15 protein-coding genes are annotated in these 17,845 nt (G+C 62.3%); 5 read left to right on the top strand and 10 right to left on the bottom strand.

Translation table 11 applies throughout. The features are described 5' to 3' along the window. Positions 1-114: 114 nt before the first annotated feature. The gene (locus ACA054_RS18885; protein ID WP_497685614.1) at positions 115-1,101 is read right to left on the bottom strand and encodes a dipeptidase; all 987 of its coding nucleotides are present in this window, start codon (positions 1,099-1,101) and stop codon (positions 115-117) included. 13 nt (positions 1,102-1,114) lie between these two features. Beyond that, positions 1,115-2,557, bottom strand: coding sequence for an aldehyde dehydrogenase family protein (locus ACA054_RS18880; RefSeq protein WP_497685613.1), 1,443 nt, complete (start codon positions 2,555-2,557; stop codon positions 1,115-1,117). 91 nt (positions 2,558-2,648) lie between these two features. On the opposite strand from ACA054_RS18880, the gene ACA054_RS18875 reads away from it, so the two are divergent. Next, on the top strand, positions 2,649-3,563 hold the full coding sequence (locus ACA054_RS18875; RefSeq protein WP_497685612.1) for a LysR family transcriptional regulator: 915 nt from the start codon (positions 2,649-2,651) through the stop codon (positions 3,561-3,563). Between the two features lie 340 nt (positions 3,564-3,903). Here ACA054_RS18875 and ACA054_RS18870 read toward each other — a convergent pair whose 3' ends face one another. Continuing rightward, complete coding sequence (locus tag ACA054_RS18870; protein ID WP_497685611.1) at positions 3,904-4,692, bottom strand: alpha/beta hydrolase; 789 nt, start codon at positions 4,690-4,692, stop codon at positions 3,904-3,906. Between the two features lie 52 nt (positions 4,693-4,744). Here ACA054_RS18870 and ACA054_RS18865 point away from each other — a divergent pair, with 52 nt between their 5' ends. The 3 genes from ACA054_RS18865 (at position 4,745) to ACA054_RS18855 (ending at position 7,757) form a co-directional block, all read left to right on the top strand. Beyond that, positions 4,745-6,022, top strand: a complete 1,278-nt coding sequence (locus tag ACA054_RS18865) for an NTP/NDP exchange transporter (protein ID WP_497685610.1) — start codon at positions 4,745-4,747, stop codon at positions 6,020-6,022. Further along, positions 6,019-6,963 carry an aldo/keto reductase gene (locus ACA054_RS18860; RefSeq protein ID WP_497685609.1) on the top strand — a complete coding sequence of 315 codons (945 nt, stop codon included), beginning with the start codon at positions 6,019-6,021 and terminating at the stop codon, positions 6,961-6,963. Before ACA054_RS18865 ends, ACA054_RS18860 begins: the two co-directional genes overlap by 4 nt. 140 nt (positions 6,964-7,103) lie before the next feature. Then, positions 7,104-7,757 carry a peroxiredoxin gene (locus ACA054_RS18855; protein ID WP_497639438.1) on the top strand — a complete coding sequence of 218 codons (654 nt, stop codon included), beginning with the start codon at positions 7,104-7,106 and terminating at the stop codon, positions 7,755-7,757. Between the two features lie 900 nt (positions 7,758-8,657). Here ACA054_RS18855 and yghX read toward each other — a convergent pair. The 7 genes from yghX to ACA054_RS18820 form a co-directional block, all read right to left on the bottom strand. Further along, on the bottom strand, positions 8,658-9,545 hold the full coding sequence (gene yghX / locus ACA054_RS18850) for a YghX family hydrolase (RefSeq protein WP_497685608.1): 888 nt from the start codon (positions 9,543-9,545) through the stop codon (positions 8,658-8,660). A gap of 392 nt (positions 9,546-9,937) precedes the next feature. Continuing rightward, the gene (locus ACA054_RS18845) at positions 9,938-10,996 is read right to left on the bottom strand and encodes an IS110 family RNA-guided transposase (protein WP_497690228.1); all 1,059 of its coding nucleotides are present in this window, start codon (positions 10,994-10,996) and stop codon (positions 9,938-9,940) included. Between the two features lie 148 nt (positions 10,997-11,144). Further along, positions 11,145-11,543 carry a heme-binding protein gene (locus tag ACA054_RS18840; protein ID WP_497685607.1) on the bottom strand — a complete coding sequence of 133 codons (399 nt, stop codon included), beginning with the start codon at positions 11,541-11,543 and terminating at the stop codon, positions 11,145-11,147. Positions 11,544-11,563: 20 nt separating this feature from the next. After that, the gene (glcF, locus tag ACA054_RS18835) at positions 11,564-12,784 is read right to left on the bottom strand and encodes a glycolate oxidase subunit GlcF (protein ID WP_497685606.1); all 1,221 of its coding nucleotides are present in this window, start codon (positions 12,782-12,784) and stop codon (positions 11,564-11,566) included. Between the two features lie 3 nt (positions 12,785-12,787). After that, complete coding sequence (gene glcE / locus ACA054_RS18830; protein WP_497685605.1) at positions 12,788-13,852, bottom strand: glycolate oxidase subunit GlcE; 1,065 nt, start codon at positions 13,850-13,852, stop codon at positions 12,788-12,790. Further along, complete coding sequence (gene glcD / locus ACA054_RS18825; protein WP_497685604.1) at positions 13,852-15,351, bottom strand: glycolate oxidase subunit GlcD; 1,500 nt, start codon at positions 15,349-15,351, stop codon at positions 13,852-13,854. Before glcD ends, glcE begins: the two co-directional genes overlap by 1 nt. 223 nt (positions 15,352-15,574) lie before the next feature. Beyond that, positions 15,575-17,338, bottom strand: a complete 1,764-nt coding sequence (locus ACA054_RS18820; protein WP_497685603.1) for an L-lactate permease — start codon at positions 17,336-17,338, stop codon at positions 15,575-15,577. A 177-nt stretch (positions 17,339-17,515) separates the two neighbouring features. Between ACA054_RS18820 and ACA054_RS18815 the strand changes: the two genes are divergently transcribed. Beyond that, a complete protein-coding gene (locus ACA054_RS18815; protein ID WP_497685602.1) occupies positions 17,516-17,752 on the top strand; it encodes a hypothetical protein in 237 nt (78 codons plus the stop codon). Positions 17,753-17,845: the final 93 nt, after the last annotated feature.

Genomic DNA, 17,845 nt, shown 5'->3' with positions numbered 1-17,845 from the left:
ATACGCGCCTGGGGCTGTGCATCGCCGGTCGGGGGGATGAACGGGAGGCTATTGTTGTTATTTTTCATGCTGTGCTGTCCTCACGGTGTGAAACCAGGGTCAGTAGGTCAAGGGTCAGTTTTGCGCAGGTGTCGCGCTTTCCAGCAGGCGCAACCAGTTGAGTCCCATGATGTTGCGTACCTCGTCCTCGGCGAAGCCACGGGCGCGCAGGCCCTGGGCGATGATCGGGAAATCCCGGCTGTCGCGGAACCATTGCAGCGGTGACGGCCAGTGCGCGTTGTCCTTTGAGCCTTCGCCGTAGTCCTTGTCTTTGCTCCAGCGCCCGTTGCGCATCCATTCGAGCACTTGCAAGGGTTGTTGCTGGCACAGGTCGGTGCCGATGCCGATGTGCTCCACGCCCATCAATTCGGCGGTGCTGGCGACCATGTCGCAGAACGATTCCAGGGTGCAGCCCGACGCACCCTTGAGGTGGAACGGGTAGGTGCTGAAACCCAGCAGGCCACCGGACTCGGCGATACCGCGCAGCACGGCATTGGACTTGTTGCGTTTGGCCGCGTGGAAACTCGACGGGTTGGCGTGGGAGACGATCACCGGCCGGCTCGACAACTCGATGGCTTCCAGGGTGCTGCGCTCGGCGCTGTGGGACATGTCGATCAACATGCCGACGCGGTTCATCTCGCGGATCACCTGGCGGCCGAAACGGCTGATGCCGTTGTCTTCGGTCTCGTAGCAACCGCTGGCCAGCAGGCTTTGGTTGTTGTACGTGAGCTGCATGATCAACACGCCGAGCTGGCGGAAGACCTCGACCAGGCTGATGTCGTCTTCAATGGGCGAGCAGTTCTGGAAACCGAAGAAGATGCCGACGCGGCCTTCCTCGTGCGCAAGACGAATGTCTTGAGCGTTGCGCACCGGGCGAATCAGCTCCGGCCAGGTTTCAAAACGGCGGTTCCACTCGCCGATTCGCGATAGGGTTTCCCGGGCGTTCTCGTGGTACGCGATGGTGGCGTGAACGGCGCTCAGGCCGCCGGCCTGCATCTGGCGGAAGATGTCTTCGCTCCAGTTGGAGTATTGCAGGCCATCGATCATCAATAAGTCGTGCATGGTGATCTCCCGTTCAAGGTCGCACGTAGGTGGTCTTGACCACGGTGTAGAACTCGCGGGCGTATTGCCCTTGCTCGCGCGGACCGAAGCTTGAGGCTTTGCGGCCGCCGAATGGCACGTGGTAATCGGTGCCGGCGGTGGGCAGGTTGACCATCACGCAACCGGTGCGGGCGCGGCGCTTGAAGTCGCTGGCGTAACGCAGCGACTGGGTGATGATCCCGGCGGTGAGGCCGTATTCGGTGTCGTTCAACACGGCCAGGGCTTGCTCGTAGTCGCTCACCCGGATCACGCAGGCAATCGGCCCGAACACTTCTTCGCGGTTGATGCGCATCTGGTTGGTGGTGTTAATAAACAGCGCGGGACGCATGTAGTGCCCGGCCGGTTGCAGGGCGAGCAATTCACCACCTTCGACCAGGGTCGCACCGTCTTCCTCGGCCAGGTGCAGGTAATGAAGGTTCTGCTCCAGTTGGCGGGCTTCGGCGACAGGGCCGATCTGCACCCCTTGTTCAAGGGCATGGCCGACCTTCAACTGGCGCATGCGCGCGACGAGTGCCTCGACAAACCGGTCATGGATGCCATCGCAGACGATCAGGCGCGAGGAGGCGGTGCACTTTTGCCCGGTGCCGAAAAAGGCACCGTTCAAGGCGCATTCGACCGCGATCCCAAGATCGGCATCATCGAGTACCACCAACGCGTTCTTGCTGCCCATCTCCAGTTGGCAGCGCACCAGGTTGCCGGCGGTAGCAACCGCGACGCGGCGGCCGGTCTGCAGGGAACCGGTGAACGTCAGCGCATCGATATCGGCCGACTGGATCAGGCTTTCGCCCACCACACTGCCGCTGCCCATCACCAGGTTGAAGGTGCCTGCGGGCAAGGGCTGGCGGCTGATGATCTCGGTCAGTGCCCAGGCGCTGGCAGGCACAAGGTTGGCTGGCTTGAACACCACGGCGTTACCGAAGGCCAGGGCCGGCGCGATCTTCCACGCGGAGGTGGCCATCGGGAAGTTCCACGGGGTGATGATGCCGACCACACCCACCGGTTCGCGCTGGACTTCGATCTCGATCCCGGGGCGTACCGAGGCGGCCGTCTCGCCCATCTGGCGCAACACTTCGGCGGCGTAGTAATGGAAGAATTGCGCGCTGCGATGGACTTCACCGATGCCCTCGGCCAGCGGCTTGCCCTCTTCGCGCGAGAGCAGTTCGCCGAGTTCTTCCTTGCGCGTCATCAGTTCGTTGCCGATGGCCATCAAGATTTGCTGGCGCTGTTCCAGGCCGCTGGCCGCCCACTGCGGCTGGGCGTCACGGGCGGCCGCGATGGCGTCCAGGGTCTGCTCGGCGCTGGCCTGGTGGTAGTGCCCGATCAGGTCTTCGACATCTGAAGGGCTGTGGTTGGCGACGAGACCCTGGCCTTCGCACCAGTTGCCGCCAATGTAGTTTTTGTAGGGTTGCAGTGCCATGGGAACCTCCGATTGCGTTGGTCCCATCTTGAGAGTATTACTCTGCAAATAAAAATTAATAATAAATATGAAATGATAAGGAAAACTTACCGTGTTGCCCGAGCTGAAGATCACTCAATTGCGTTATTTCGCGCTGGTCGCCCAGCTGAAAAGCTTCCACGGCGCGGCCAGGCAGGCGTATCGCACGCAGCCGGCGTTGTCGCTGGCCGTGCGCGAGCTGGAGCAGAAGCTCGGCCAGCCGCTGTTCGAGAAGGGCGGTAAAACCGAGCTGACGCCGTTTGGCGCGCACTGTCTGCCGCTGTTCCAGGATCTGCTGGCGCATCACGATCGCATCGCCCGGGAAGTGAGCCTGCTGGCGCGGCACGAAATCGGCCAGGTGAGCATTGCCACGGTGCCGTCGGTGGCCAGCCGCTTGTTGCCGCACCTGCTCGCGCGGTTTGTGGCCGAGCACCCGAAAATGCAGATCAGCATTCAGGACGGCAACGCCGACAGCGTGCAGCAGCTATTGGTCCAGGGGCAGGTGGACTTTGCCATCAGCAGCGTGTGGGTGGCGGATGAAAACATAGAATTCGTGCCGATCCTGAGTGACCGGGTAGGGGTGGTCTGTCGGCATGATCATCCGCTGGTGGCTAACGGCGGGGCGCTGCACTGGTCCAGCCTGCAAGCCTACCCGCTGGTCCGCAACGGTACATCGCGCCTGCTGGCGGGAACGGACGCGGCGGGGTTGCTGGACAGCAGCCTGCTGTTTGTCTCCAACATGATTTCACTGATTGCGATGCTCGAGGAGGGTATCGGCATCACCACACTGCCGTCCCTGGCGTTTCCCCAGGGCAATGAACAGCTTGTGTTCTTACCCCTGGCCGAGCCCCGGGTGGAGCGCCAGATCGGCATCTTGTGTCGCAAGGGTCATAGCCTGTCGCCGGCAGCGGCCGAGTTGATGGGGTTTCTCAAGGTGCAGATGCAGATGACCTCTGTAGGAGCCAGGCTTGCCGGCGAAGAACGATAACGCGGTTGATAGCTACACCCCGGCGTCTGGTTCGCCTGTAGGAGCCAGGCTTGCCGGCGAAGAACGATAACGCGGTCTGACAGATAAAACGCGGCGTCTGGTTCGCCTGTAGGAGCCAGGCTTGCCGGCGAAGAACGATAACGCGGTCTGACAGATAAAACGCGGCGTCTGGTTCGCCTGTAGGAGCCAGGCTTGCCGGCGAAGAACGATAACGCGGTCTGACAGATAAAACGCGGCGTCTGGTTCGCCTGTAGGAGCCAGGCTTGCCGGCGAAGAACGATAACGCGGTCTGACAGATAAAACGCAGCGTCTAATTCGCTGGCAAGCCTGGCTCCTACGTTTACAAACCATCCTCCAGCGCCTTGAGGTATTCGGGGCTGTTGCTGATCGAGTTGTGCCCGGTGCCCGCAATCACTTGCAGCGTCGCCACGCCCGGTGGGAAATGGCTGTAGAGCCGCCGGGTGCTTGCGCCTGGAATCACTTCGTCGTGCTCAGCGGCGATCAGGCGCGTCGGCACCGTGATGTGTGCGGCGTAGCGCCAGGATTCGAATTTATCCTTCAGCAGCCACTGCACCGGCAGCCAGCGGAACTGGCGCTCAGCCAGTTCCTCCAGGCTGTTGTATGGCGTGATCAGCAGCAGTTTCGCCGCCGGCCGATAACTGGCCAGGCGCACCGCGACCCCCGAGCCCAGGCTGCGCCCGACCACGGCAATCTGCGGGTGGTCGGCGTAGACCTTGTCGAACAAGGTCATGGCATCAATGGCAAGCGCTTCTTCGGAGGGGGAACCGGTGCTGCCGCCATAGCCACGGTAATGCAGCAGATACAGGGCATGGTCGGGGAAGGCCTGGGCGAACTCCGGCAGGCTGCGCGACACGTCCTCGGCATTGCCTCCGAAATAAATCAGTGCTTTGGGGCCGTCATGCGCCCGCACCGACACCAGCACCTGCGCCTCGTCCACGGGCAACGTCAGCAGTGTCTCGGGCGAGTCGACGGCGCGGGGTTGCGGGTAGTAGATGAGCGCGCGTTGAAAGACGAACAGGGCGACGCAGAGCGCCAGATACAGCACAGCGGCGATGACGACGAGTAACACCAGGGTACGAGACATTCGGCTAACGTTAGTGGGCGACATTGACGGCTCCGGGGTGCTGTCAGAGTGTAGCTGGCAGTAAAGGAGGGCACCGATGCCCATCGCGCTCAAGTGGCTCAACGTGTTGCCTGCGGAAAGAGCGGCCCTGGCCCTGGGTTTTGCGTTCCATTTTTGCGTGCTTGCCAGCTATTACCTGGTACGACCGTTGCGCGATGCCCTGGGCCTTGAAGGCGGCGTCGGCCAGTTGCAGTGGCTGTTCACAGCTACCTTCGCGGTGATGCTGCTGATGGTGCCGGTGTTTGGCGCGCTGGCGTCGCGGCTGCCGGCCACGCGCTTCGTGCCATTGATCTACCGCACGATTGCCGTGTCGATGCTGGTGTTTGGCCTGTTGATCGGCAATCGCGTCGCGCCGGTGACGGTCGGGCGGGTGTTCTTTGTCTGGATCAGCCTCTACAACCTGTTCATCGTCTCGATTTTCTGGAGTGTGCTGGTCGACCGCTTCTCCAGTGAGCAAGGGCGACGGCTGTTCGGCTGCATCGCGGCCGGCGGCACCCTGGGCACCTTCATCGGGCCCTTGCTGGCGGCGACCATGGCCACTCGTCTGGGCCCGCTGGCGTTGACCGTCGCGGCGGCGCTGCTGCTGGAACTGGCGGTCCGTTGCTATCGGGGGCTGCTGGCGAAGACGCAATCGCAGCAGGGTAACCGGTTATTGGACGAACGGCGCATGGGCGGCAGCATGCTCGCCGGGATCACGCTGATCCTGCACTCGCCTTATCTATTGGGGTTGGTGGCCTTCATGCTGCTGCACACCAGCGCCGCGACTTTGTTGTATTTCGAGCAGGGACGGATCGTCGCTGGCAGCTACGCTGATGTAGGCAGCAGGACGCAATTCTTCGCCGTGGTCGATTTACTGGTGTCGGCGCTGACCTTGATCTGTCAGTTGCTGCTGACGGCACCGTTGATTCGTCTGCTGGGCATCGGCGGCGCGCTGCTGGCGTTGCCCCTGGCGACAGTCGTGGCGTTTTGCGCCATGGCACTGGCGCCGGTACCGGCCAGCGTGGCACTGGCCCAAGGGCTGCGCCGCGCGGTGGAGTTCGGCATTGTTCGGCCGGCGCGTGAAGTGCTGTGGACGGTGGTCAGCCGTGAAGAGAAGTACAAGGCCAAGAATGTGATCGAAACCCTGGTCTATCGTGGCGGCGACGCCGCCAGTGGTTGGCTGTCGGCGGGTTTGACGGCCCTGGGCGCAGGCTTTGGCCTGGTCGCGCTGGCGGTCGTGCCGGTTGCGGGAGTGTGGGGCGGGTTGTGCCTGTGGCTGGCCAGGCGCCAGGCGCGATTGGCCGAGTCCGCACCACCGGTGAGGGAAACGTCATGAGCCATGCGCAAGGTTTGACCCGCAGGCAAATACTCACGCTGGCTGCCGCAGCTTCGGCGGTCTTCACGCTCGGCCCGAGCGGTGCGCAAACCTCGCCAGCGGCGGGAACAGGAGGCAAGACCATGATGACCCGCGTCATTCCTTCCAGCAAAGAGCCATTGCCCGCTGTCGGCCTGGGCACCTATCGCGGCTTCGACGTGGCGCCTTCGGATCCTGCGTACCGCAGCTTGCCCGCCGTGCTTGACGCGTTGTTCGAAAAGGGCGGCAAGGTCATCGACAGTTCGCCGATGTACGGCCGCGCCGAGCAGACCACCGGTGAGCTGCTGTCGATTCACGAGCCACGTTCGCCGGCATTCCTGGCGACCAAGGTGTGGACCCGTGGGCGCGAGGAAGGCATCGCGCAGATGGAGCAATCGTTCAAGCTGCTGCAGACCGACCACATCGACCTGATGCAGATCCACAACCTGCTGGACTGGCAAACCCATCTGCCGACCCTGCGCCAATGGAAGGAAGAAGGGCGCATTCGCTACATCGGCATTACCCATTACACCGCGTCGGCCTATGACGAAGTTGAGGCGCTGCTCAGGGCCGAACCACTGGACTTCCTGCAGATCAACTACGCGCTGGATGATCGCGGCGTCGAGAAACGCATCCTGCCATTGTGTCGCGACCGCGGTGTTGCGGTGATCTGCAACCGGCCGTTCGGCGGCGGTGGCTTGATCGCTCGGTTGCAGGGCAAACCATTACCCGGCTGGGCCGCGCAAGTCGGAGTCAAGAGCTGGCCGCCCCTGGTACTCAAGTTCCTGTTGTCGCATTCGGCGGTGACCTGCGTCATCCCCGGCACCGGCAACCCGCGCTACATGACGGAAAACGCCAGCGCCGGTTTCGGCCCGATGCTCACCGATGCGCAGCGTCATCAGTTGATTGCTTTGGTGGATTGACGCTTGAACAGGCTTCGACAGGCGGGTTCCTGACTACACTGAGTGAGGTCCGAAAAACCTGATCAGCACGAGGCGTCTGTGCGTCACAAGGCAGTCCCCCTGCAAGACATCCCTGACCATCACACTAAAGGAGATCGACCATGACTATCCGTATTGGCGATGAGGCACCGGATTTCACCGCCGACAGTACCGAAGGGCCTATCCGCTTCCACGAATGGATCGGCGACAAATGGGCCATCCTGTTCTCGCACCCGAAAGACTTCACCCCGGTCTGCACCACCGAGCTTGGCTATATGGCCCGGTTGAAGCCGGAGTTCGACAAACGTAACACCAAGGTCGTCGGCTTGAGTATCGACCCGGTCAGCGACCACCACGCCTGGCTCGGCGACATCGAGGAAACCCAGGGCCATGCGGTTAACTATCCCATGATCGGTGACGACAACCTGGTGGTGGCCAAGCTCTACGACATGATTCACCCCAATGCCAGCGGCGGCCAACGCACCGCCGTGGACAACGCCACGGTACGTTCGGTGTTCATCATCGGCCCGGACAAGAAGGTCAAGGCGATGCTGATCTACCCGATGAGCGCCGGGCGTAATTTCGACGAAGTGCTGCGCTTGCTCGACTCACTGCAACTGAACGCCAAGCACACCGTCGCCACGCCGGTGAACTGGCGTCCGGGCGAAGACGTGATCATTCCGACGTCGGTTTCCGACGAAGATGCCAGGAAGAAGTATCCGGACGGCTTCAAGACATTGAAACCGTATCTGCGCGTGGTGCCGCAACCAAAATAGGCCCTGGCGGCTGCCCTGTACATTGCTCCTGCGGGGACGGTGTACAGGGGAATGCTGTTCATTGCGTTGTATATAAGAACTGGATTGGGGGGATATCCGTTGCTGCGGTAACGGCCACTTATGGTTTCGCCCTTACGGCGACTCACTTTTCCAAACGCCGAAAAGTAAGCAAAAGGCTTTGCCCCACCACTCGGTGCCTCGCTGTGGCTCGGCATGCCCTCACTCCGGCATTGCTCCGTGGGTCGCCGCGATGGGCCGTCCCTGGCCCAGCGCGGCTAAACCGGCGTCCTGCCGGTTTCCCCACTGCGCAATGCCTGCGTTCGGCCAGCGTGGTTTAACGGGGCGCCCAGATCTAAAGCCAAAGCGAGGCGGCCTGACAGCCGACCTGATTTCAAGCGAATACGCCGATCGTTCCCACGCTCTGCGTGGGAATGCATCCTGTGACGCTCCGCGTCACCGTTGCGCACGGCTCACGTCATGCGTCGTCAGCGGAACGCGGAGCGTCCCTGGCGGCATTCCCACGCAGAGCGTGGGAACGATCACATCGCGGACAGACCTGCAATCAGGTCGGCTGTCAGGCCGCCTCGCTTTGCTTTGGCTTTTGATTTTCTTGCCCCTTCGAGAGGCCGAGTGGAGGTTCTGCGCAGTGGGCAAACCGGCATGGATGCCGGTTTAGCCGCGCTGGGCCAAGGATGGCCCAGCGCGGCGGGCCCTGTAGGAGCGAGCATGCTCGCGAAAAACCTGAGAGCACCGCGGGGAGTCAGGCTCCCCGCGTCATCGTTGACCTCCATCGCGAGCATGCTCGCTCCTACAGGGCTCTTCCAAGTGACTCGCTGTAAGAGCGAAATCCTAAGTGGCCGTTACCGCAGCAACGGATATACACCCAATCCAAACATTCAATCACACCAGATATTTACGAAACCACCCCAGCGTTCGCTCCCAGGCCAGCTTCGCCGCCGCCTCGTCATAACGCGGCGTGGAATCGTTGTGAAAGCCATGGTTGGCGCCGGGATAGATATAGGCTTCATAGGTCTTGCCCCCGGCCTTCAACGCCTGCTCATAGGCGGGCCAGCCTTCATTGATGCGCGTATCCAGTTCTCCGAAGTGCAGCATCACCGGGGCCTTGATCCGGGGCACATCCTTGGCCTCCGGTTGCCGGCCGTAGAACGACACGGCAGCGCCCAGTTCCGGGTAAGCCACGGCTGCCGCGTTGGTGACACCACCGCCATAACAGAAACCGGTGATGCCGACTTTTCCACTGGCGTCGGGATGTTTCATCATCCACTCGACGGCCGCAAAGAAGTCATTCATGAGCTTTTGCGGGTCGACCTTTTCCTGAAGCGCACGGCCCTTGTCGTCGTTGCCGGGGTAGCCGCCGGCCGAGCTCAGGCCATCCGGGGCGAGGGCGATGAAACCGGCCTTGGCCAAGCGCCGCGCGACGTCTTCGATATAAGGGTTGAGCCCACGATTTTCATGTACGACCACCACCGCCGCGACCTTGCCGACGGCTTTTGCCGGACGCACCAGATAGGCACGCACCTGCCCGTTGCCCTTGGGTGAGGGGTAGCTGACGTACTCGGCGATGATATCCGGGTCGGTGAATTCGACCTGTTCGGCGAGGGCGTAATCCGGGCTCAGGGACGCCAGCAGTGCACTGGCGGTCAAACCACCCAGGGTGAACAGCGCGGCGCGGTCGAGAAACTCGCGTCGGTTGATCAGGCCATGGGCGTAGTAGTCATAGAGCTCCAGCAGTTGCGGGGAAAAGTCTTTTGCAGTGAGACGGGTCATCTGTGCGCTTCCTTTTCAACCTATTGAACGCGAACCTTGTAGGAGCTGGCTTGCCAGCGAAGGCGATTTCACATTCAGCGAAGGTGGTAAGTGGACTACCGCTTTCGCTGCGACGCGGCGACCCGACAAGCCAGCTCCTATGTATGGACTCGCCCCCACTGTCTACCCGCTTTTGAAAAACTGTCGCCCCGTTGCATCTATGTATTAGGCCTATTCGTGGAAGCCGTCTTCGGCCTCTGGCCAAAATTGGAAGAGCTCGTGGTATGCCGATTACAGTCAGGCCTCGAAGGCCAGTAGGAGCTTAGGCATCAATCCACGCCGGTCTTACCTGGGGTCAATTTTTTTCAGCAAAGGGTCAGACAGTCAGTACCTCGGTGGCAGAACTCTGTCGCTCAGTGGCTCATCGTCGCTTGCTGACCATCACCAGCATGGCGACGATAAGACTGGTCATTCTGTAGAAGCACCCAGACGATTCGCAGGTTGCGGTTGGCTAGCCTGATCGCAGCCTCCTTACGGCCCAGTCGGCTCATCCACCGCAACAAGCGGCGGTCATCGGGTTGCTGGGAATCAGGTCGTAGTTGTTGCAGCACCGCATGGGCTCCCTGGATCATCAGGCTGCGTAAATAAACATCACCTCGCTTGGTCATGTCCCCCAGCCGGACCGTCTGCCCGCTACTGTGCTGGTCAGGTACCATGCCAAAGTACGCGGCAAACTTGCGGGCATTGGGAAATCGCTCAGGCTTGCTTTCCTTGGCCACCAGTGCCGTGGCAGTGACTGGGCCGATGCCCCGCACAGTCATCAGTCGCTTCGCCGTCATGTCGGCGTTGGCGGCCACTTCCAGGCGTCCCGTCAGCACGCTGATGCGCTCGCCCAAATGGCGCCACTCGGCCAACAGTTCGTGGATCAGTTCACGCAGCAGGCCCGGCACCGGCTGGGTGGCATCTTCCAGTACCCGCGGAATTTTCTGACTGATCGCAACATCGCCCTGCGCCAAGGCCACGCCGTGCTCGAGCAGCAGGCCGCGCATCTGATTGCTTACCGCTGTGCGTCGACGCACATAGCCCTGACGGGCGCGATGCAGCGCTTGCATTGCCAGCGCCGCAACGCTTTTGACCGGTACCGCGCAGATTTTTTCATCGCGACCCGCCCGCAGAATCGCCAGCGCATCGTTGCGATCATTTTTAGGCCCGCTGCGGTGTGTGGCCACCAAACCGGCTGGAAGAATCCGCGCCAGATTGCCTTTGTCTTGCAGCTGCCGGGCCCAGGCTTGAGCACCCGGACCGGTCTCCATCAAAATCACGACATGAGGCGGCAACTGCTGGAGAAACTCATAAAACGCCTCACGCGACTTGATCCGCTGCTCGTAGCGCACTTGGCCAAGGACATCTTCACCGGCGACCTGAAAGACCTGCTTGGCCAGATCGACCGCCAAAGTTGTGCAGGCCGACAAATCGGAAGAAGACAGGGATTGATCAATCGAACTATGATTTTTCATGGACTCGCCCTCGCTGTCGTTGGCTGTTTAGACTGCCATCGTGGCGCATTGACGCCTCGGCTGGGGCGAGTCCATCCAATTACAGGGGGAATGCCAAATATCATTACAGACACTGCGCCCCGGCTTTCGCCACTTGTGCATCCTGCTCGGCCTTGACCCCGGACACCCCGACCGCGCCGATCACCTGGCCGTCGACCGTGATCGGCACCCCGCCTTCGAGCGAGGTCAGCAACGGAGCTGACAGAAAGGCCGTACGCCCGCCATTGACCATCTCTTCATAACCTTTGGATTCACGCCGCCCCAGGGCCGAGGTACGGGCTTTTTCGATGGCGATGTAGGCGCTGATGGGCGACGCGCCATCGAGGCGTTCGAGGGCCAGGGGATGCCCGCCGTCGTCGACCACCACAATGGTCACCGGCCAGTGGTTGTCCTGGGCTTCGGTGCGCGCGGCAGCGAGTATCTGACTGACTTCGGCCTGGCTCAGGACGGCTTTGCTGTTCATGGGCGTTCTCCAGTGGGTCTCTATTGGGACAGGGCGGCTTCGACCAGTTCGATCCAGTGCCGGACAGGGGTTCGGCCCGCGCCGTCGAGGTGCGACTGACAGCCGATGTTGGCGGTGACGATGACTTCGGGGTAGCCGCTTTCCAGGGCATTCATCTTGTTGTCGCGCAGTTGCCGAGCCAGTTCCGGTTGGGTCAGCGAATAGGTGCCCGCCGAGCCGCAGCACAAATGGCTGTCCGGTACGCTGGTGAGGTTGAATCCCAGGCGGATCAGCAGTGCTTCGACCGCGCCACCGAGTTTTTGCGCGTGCTGCAAGGTGCAGGGGCAATGGAACGCCACGCGGTGGGCGTTGTGGATGCCCAGCTGTTCCAGCGGTTCAGCGCGCAACACTTCCACCAGGTCCCGGGCCAGTGCGCTGACCCTCGTGGCCTTGTCGGCATAGGCCGGGTCGCGTTCGAGCAGATGCCCGTAATCCTTGATAAAGGCCCCGCACCCGCTGGCGGTTTGCACGATGGCCTCGGCGCCTTGTTCAATGCCCGGCCACCAGGCATCGATGTTGTGCCGGGCGCGATCAAGGCCGGCGGCCTGGGCGTCGAGGTGATAATCCACGGCACCGCAACATCTGGCCTCGCGGGCCGGCATGACGCTGATGCCCAGCCGGTCCAGTACCCTGGCGGCGGCCACGTTGGTATTGGGCGACAGTGCGGGCTGCACGCAACCTTCGAGCATCAGCACCTGCCGGGCATGGCGAATGGCGGGACGCTGCTTGGGCACCGGGACGTTACGCGGCAGTTTGCTTTGCAGCGTGCCGGGCAACAGTGCCCGGAATGTCTGGCCACTGTTGATCAGGTACTTGAACAGTTCCGGATGCGGCACCAGCGTACGCAGCCCCTCGCGCAACAGACGCTGGCCGATCGGACGCGGCACCGCCGCATCGACCACGGCCCGGCCGATGTCCAGCAAGTTGTGGTAATCGACCCCCGAGGGGCAGGTGGTCTCGCAGTTTCGACACGACAGGCAGCGATCCAGGTGCTGCTGGGTCTTTTCTGTGACCTCGTTGCCTTCCAGCACCTGTTTGATCAGGTAGATGCGCCCGCGCGGACCATCGAGCTCATCGCCCAGCAACTGATAGGTCGGGCAGGTGGCGTTGCAGAAACCGCAGTGCACGCAAGTGCGCAGGATGCTGTCTGCTTCTTCGGCGCGGGGCAGTCGGCGGGCGCTTTCGCTCAAGGTGGTCTGCATGGTTCATAACTCCGTGTACAGGCGTCCGGGGTTGAAGATGCCTTGGGGGTCGAGTTGCTGCTTGAGGTTCTGGTGGTAGCGCAGCAGCGCGTCGGGCAGCGGCTGGAAGGGCGTGTCCGTGAGCCCGTGGCTGTAGCAGGTGACGTGCCCGCCAACCGCTTCGACGACCTGGCGAATGAACGTTGCCTGGGCGTCGGATTTGAGCCAGCGCTGGGCGCCGCCCCAGTCGATCAATTGCCGACCGGGCAGGGACAGGCGCGGTGTGTTGTTGGGCACGGACAGGCGCCACAGTGGCTGGTCTTCGTCAAAGAAAGCCAGGCGTTGTTCGTTGAGATCGGCCCAGTACGAGGCGTCGAGCAACTCGCCGCCCAGGCGGTCATGGGCCGCCGCCACCGAGCCTTCGCCACCCTCGAGCCGCAGGTGCAGTTGCTCACCGTCATGACACGCGGCGCTGATCGGCAGCGGTTGCTGGCCCCATTCCGCCAGACGCAGCAGGGCACGCTCGGCATTCATTTGCAGGCTGATGCTCTGGGCCTTCCGGGGCTTGGGCAGCACCTTGAGCGAGACCTCGGTGATCAGGCCGAGGATGCCGTAACTGCCGGCCATCAGGCGCGACAGGTCGTAACCGGCAACGTTTTTCATGACCTCGCCACCAAAACGCAGGTGCTTGCCCAGCCCGGTGATCACCCGCGTGCCCAACACGAAATCCCTGACAGACCCCGACCACGGCCGACGCGGGCCCGACAGCCCGCAAGCGATCATGCCGCCGACGGTGGCGTCATCGCCAAAGGCGGGCGGTTCGCAGGGCAACATCTGCTGCGCGGCGTCCAGCACGTTCGCCAGTTCCGCCAATGGCGTGCCGCAGCGCACAGTGATCACAAGTTCTGTCGGGTCGTAGCCGACAATGCCCCGGTGCGATCGTGTATCGAGTATTTCGCCCGCCGTCACACGTCCCAGGAACGCCTTGGTATTGGCGCCCTGAATGCGCAGCGGCGTGGCGTTTGCCAACGCCTGATTGACCTGCTCCAGCAGCGCAGCGCTGTCATCGAGATCGGCAGGTTCCTGCATCAGAAGCGCTCCAGGTCAGGGAAGGGCAGTTGCCCTGCGTGCACATGCATGGCGCCAAACTCGGCGCAGCGGTGCAGGGTCGGTATGTTCTTGCCGGGATTGAGCAGGCCGCTGGGGTCGAATGCCGCCTTGACCGCATGGAACAGGGTCAGCTCATCGCTGTTGAACTGCGCGCACATCTGATTGATCTTTTCCCGGCCTACACCGTGTTCACCGGTAATGCTGCCGCCGACCTTCACGCACAGCTCGAGGATCTTTCCACCCAGGGCTTCGGCGCGATCCAGTTCGCCAGGCGTATTGGCATCGAACAGGATCAGCGGATGCATGTTGCCGTCGCCAGCATGGAACACGTTGGCCACCCGCAGGCCGTACTCGGCCGAGAGATCGGCGATGGCCTTGAGCACGCCGGGCAGCTCACGGCGCGGGATGGTGCCGTCCATGCAGTAGTAGTCCGGCGACAGGCGGCCCACCGCCGGAAAGGCATTCTTGCGCCCGGCCCAGAAGCGCACGCGCTCGGCCTCATCCCGGGCCTGGCGCACTTCGGTGGCGCCGGCCTGTTCCAGCACCTGGCGCACGCGGTCGCAATCGTCACGTACGTCGGCTTCGACGCCGTCGAGTTCGCACAGCAGGATGGCTTCGGCCTCCACCGGGTAACCGGCGTGGATAAAGTCTTCGGCGGCGCGGATGGCCAGGTTGTCCATCATCTCAAGGCCTCCCGGGATGATACCGGCGGCAATGATGTCGCCGACGGCGCGGCCGGCTTTTTCCACGGAGTCGAACGCCGCCAGCAGCACCTTGGCGGATTGCGGCTTGGGCAGCAGTTTGACCGTGACCTCGGTGATCACCCCGAGCATGCCTTCGGAGCCGGTGAACAAGGCCAGCAGGTCAAGGCCTGGGGAGTCCAGGGCGTCGGAGCCCAGGGTCAGGTGTTCGCCGTCGACGGTGAGGATGTCCACTTTGAGCAGGTTATGCACGGTCAGGCCGTATTTCAGGCAGTGCACGCCCCCGGCGTTTTCGGCGACGTTACCGCCAATGGAGCAGGCGATTTGCGAGGACGGGTCGGGTGCGTAGTACAGGCCGAACGGTGCGGCGGCCTGGGAAATCGCCAGGTTACGCACCCCCGGCTGAACCTTGGCGGTACGGGCGGCGGGGTCGATTTGCAGAATCTGGTTGAAGCGCGCCATCACCAGCAGCACGCCCTTTTCCAAGGGCAATGCGCCGCCGGACAGACCGGTCCCGGCGCCCCGGGCGACAACCGGTACCCGGCGTTCATGGCACAGGCGCAATACGCCCTGAACCTGGGCAATGTCGCGCGGCAGCACCACCAGCATCGGCGTGGTGCGGTAGGCGCTCAGCCCGTCGCATTCGTACGGCTTGAGTTCTTCCTGCTGGTGCAGGATCTCCAGATCGGGCAGCTGTGTACGCAAGGCCTGCAACAACGCGGCCTTGTCGACCTCTGGCAGAGCGCCATCAACGCGTTCATCGTAGAGAATATTCATAGTCGTTTTACGATACTCCGTTCCTGAAAGCCCGGGCGATTGCCCGTAATGCTGATCACTCACATTGTGGCGAGGGGATTTATCCCCGTTGGGCTGCGAAGCGGCCCCCGGCGATCTTTCAAATAGACCGGGTTGTCTGGAGTGGGGCCGCTTCGCGACCCAACGGGGATAAATCCCCTCGCCACAAGTGAACAGCATTTTGGCGATTGCCCGGGCTGTCCGATCAGTGGCCGCCCACCACCATATAACTGAACGGCGCGACGTAGGCCTGCAACGTCACCAGGCCGCCGACCAGGATCGCCAGGACGATCGAGTGGAAAAACACATAGCGCAGGATTTCCCCTTCATGGCCGTACCAGCGGGTGGCGGTGGAGGCAACCACAATCGACTGGGCGTCGACCATCTTGCCCATCACCCCGCCGGAACTGTTGGCGGCGGCCATCAACACCGGGCTGAGCCCCAGTTGCTCGGCGGTTACCTTCTGCAAACCGCCGAACAGCACGTTGGAGGCGGTGTCCGAGCCGGTCAGGGCCACGCCGAGCCAGCCGAGCAGGGTGCCGAACATCGGATAGAAAATCCCTGTCGCGGCAAAGGCCAGGCCCATGGTCGCGTCCAGCCCCGAGTAGCGGGTGAGGAAACCGAGGGCGAGCATCGCGGTAATAGTGATCAGTGAGTAGCGCACCACCCACAGCGTTCGCAGGTACTGGTGAATCAATTGCGGGATGGAGTAGCCCATCAACAGCCCACCAAGGATCGCCGACAGCAGGATGCCGGTGCCGGTGCTGGTGAACCAGGTGAACTTGTAGATCGCCTCTTCGGTTTTCGCCGCAGGCACCACGGGTGGAACCTTTTCGATCTGCTGGTGAATCGTGGTGAAGGTCAGGGTCGGGGCGAAAATCGGGTTCGCCTCGCGCAGCGGTTTACCCTGGGGGTCCAGTTTGGCCGTGCTGGTGGCCGGATCGATCGCCGGGCGGGTGTCGAACATGTTCTTGAAGCTTTGGGTACCCCAGGCGAAAACGAAGACGGTGAGGATGATCCACGGCATCCAGGCGCGCATCACCGCTGGCTGGGCATCGCTGGCAAAGGTTGCGCTGGCGACCGGCTTTTCGTCGTGCTCCTCGGCGATGGCCGAGTTGTCGACGCGCCCGGACAGGGCGGCGGAGGTATGCACGGTGGCCGGTTTCCACACTTTGAGGAAACCCGTCAGACAGGCCATGGAGATCAGCGCGGCGATCACGTCCACCAGCATCGGCCCGTGATAGTTGGACACGACGAACTGCGGAACGGCAAAACTGACCCCGGTCACCAGGATCGCCGGCCAGATTTCCACCATCTTGCGCCAGCCGGCGAAGGCCCAGATCAGCCAGAAGGGCACGATCACCGAGAAAAACGGCAGTTGCCGACCGACCATCATCGACAGCTCCATTTCATCGAGCCCGGTGACTTTGGCCAGGGTGATGATCGGTGTTCCCAAGGCACCGAAGGCCACGGGGGCGGTGTTGGCGATCAGCGCCAGACCCGAGGCGGCCAGTGGTGAGAAGCCGAGGCCGATGAGGATCGCCCCGGTCACCGCCACCGGTGTACCGAACCCCGCTGCGCCCTCGAAAAAGGCGCCGAAGCAGAAGGCGATCAACAGCAATTGCAGTCGGCGATCGTCGGTGATCCGCGCAAGAGAGTCCTGCAGCACTTTGAACGAGCCGTTCTCGGTCGTCAGCCGATGCAGGAAAATGATGTTCAACACAATCCAGCCGATGGGCAGCAAACCGTTGGCGGCACCGTACAACGCGGCCGACCCCGCCATGCCGGCGGGCATGCCGAAGGCGAAAATCGCGATCACCAGGGCCGAGGCCAGGGCGAGCAGTGCCGCCAGGTGTGCCTTGACATGGAAGAAGGCCAGGGCTGCCAGCATCACCACCACCGGCACGGCTGCCATGAGGGTTGAAAGCAACGGGTTGTTGAACGGATCGTAGATTTGCTGCCAGACCATGTTCCACCTCTGCTTTTTATTGTTGGGAGCGCAGCCCCTTGGGGGGGAGGTGGCCTGTAGTATAGGTGGCATTACGCCGCTGTCAGGGCGCGGTCTCCGTCGCCTCAATCAGCGCTTTGCAGACGCCTGAGCTAGCATTGCCGATAGGTCGAAATCAGCCGCGGGAGGAAAACAGCAATGACTGAGCGCCATGAGGAGCACAAGGAGACGCTTTCGAACGGATGCAGCATCAAGGTCAAGGCCGAGATACTGAAGGACGGCTCTTTGGGCATGTTCATCGGTGTTTACCGACCGGACGGCTCGGTCATTGACGAAAACCACGATCCACAACCGCATATGCTGGACATGGAAGCGGCGATGGACTGGGGGATCGACATTGCCAAGGGCATCGGCAATAGCCAGAGAACCCTGTAAAGCACGGCCGGTGATAGGCGGTGCGGCCTTCGCGAGCAGGCTCGCTCCCACAGGGGGAATGCGATCAACTGTGGGAGCGAGCCTGCTCGCGAA

Source organism: Pseudomonas sp. LBUM1653 (assembly GCF_059716115.1).
Note: the sequence above shows the minus strand (reverse complement) of the source record. Positions and strands in the feature narration are given on the sequence as shown.

Coding starts and splice junctions, on each gene's coding strand:
- ACA054_RS18865 (WP_497685610.1), top strand. CDS start 4,745: ATGCCCATCGCGCTCAAGTGGCTCAACGTGTTGCCTGCGGAAAGAGCG.
- ACA054_RS18885 (WP_497685614.1), bottom strand. CDS start 1,101: ATGCACGACTTATTGATGATCGATGGCCTGCAATACTCCAACTGGAGC.
- ACA054_RS18855 (WP_497639438.1), top strand. CDS start 7,104: ATGACTATCCGTATTGGCGATGAGGCACCGGATTTCACCGCCGACAGT.
- ACA054_RS18870 (WP_497685611.1), bottom strand. CDS start 4,692: ATGTCGCCCACTAACGTTAGCCGAATGTCTCGTACCCTGGTGTTACTC.
- glcE (WP_497685605.1), bottom strand. CDS start 13,852: ATGCAGGAACCTGCCGATCTCGATGACAGCGCTGCGCTGCTGGAGCAG.
- ACA054_RS18860 (WP_497685609.1), top strand. CDS start 6,019: ATGAGCCATGCGCAAGGTTTGACCCGCAGGCAAATACTCACGCTGGCT.
- glcF (WP_497685606.1), bottom strand. CDS start 12,784: ATGCAGACCACCTTGAGCGAAAGCGCCCGCCGACTGCCCCGCGCCGAA.
- yghX (WP_497685608.1), bottom strand. CDS start 9,545: ATGACCCGTCTCACTGCAAAAGACTTTTCCCCGCAACTGCTGGAGCTC.
- ACA054_RS18880 (WP_497685613.1), bottom strand. CDS start 2,557: ATGGCACTGCAACCCTACAAAAACTACATTGGCGGCAACTGGTGCGAA.
- ACA054_RS18840 (WP_497685607.1), bottom strand. CDS start 11,543: ATGAACAGCAAAGCCGTCCTGAGCCAGGCCGAAGTCAGTCAGATACTC.
- ACA054_RS18815 (WP_497685602.1), top strand. CDS start 17,516: ATGACTGAGCGCCATGAGGAGCACAAGGAGACGCTTTCGAACGGATGC.
- glcD (WP_497685604.1), bottom strand. CDS start 15,351: ATGAATATTCTCTACGATGAACGCGTTGATGGCGCTCTGCCAGAGGTC.
- ACA054_RS18820 (WP_497685603.1), bottom strand. CDS start 17,338: ATGGTCTGGCAGCAAATCTACGATCCGTTCAACAACCCGTTGCTTTCA.